Origin of the sequence: Marseilla massiliensis, from assembly GCF_016899855.1 — a bacterium.
In the GTDB taxonomy this organism is placed as follows: Bacteria; Bacteroidota; Bacteroidia; order Bacteroidales; family Bacteroidaceae; genus Prevotella.
The window spans coordinates 1-526 of the sequence record NZ_JACJJG010000247.1; the positions used below are offsets into that span (position 1 = coordinate 1).

A 526-nucleotide genomic window follows, 5' to 3' on the forward strand; every position below is an offset into this window, starting at 1 on the left:
TACGTGAGTTCGGTATAAGAAAACGATTGAAAAAGTTGTGGGAATGAGATATTTTTAGTACCTTTATAGTTGATAATCAATAAGTTACATAAAAATATCTCATTCCCATGACTGATGCAAATATAATAGAAATTTTCTGTATTCTCGATGAATTCTGCAAATATTTTGCTCCTGAACTGAAAAAACACACGCTGGACATCTGCGGCAAACGTCGCCGCAACCGCCAGTGCCTCATGTCCGACAGCGAGGTGATGACCATTCTCGTACTGTTCCATATCTTGCGCCACCGAGACCTCAAGTCTTTCTACCTCGGTTATGTATGTAACCACATGCGCAAGGAGTTTCCACACCGCCTGTCGTACAACCGCTTCGTAGAACGCCAGGCTAAGGTAGGACTCCATCTTTTGCTGTTCCTGCAGACATGTGCGTTGGGTAAATGTACTGGAATATCCATTATCGACTCCACACCGTTGAAGTCATGCAATATAAAGCGTGCGCACAGCCACAGGACGATGAAGGGATGGGC

Annotated in this window: 1 protein-coding gene; it reads left to right on the forward strand. The window is 44.3% G+C overall.

Translation table 11 applies throughout. From position 1 onward, the window contains the following. Positions 1 to 107: 107 nt before the first annotated feature. Positions 108 to 526 (forward strand): transposase (locus tag H6A34_RS15675; protein WP_275955213.1); only part of this gene is annotated, 419 nt, incomplete at its 3' end.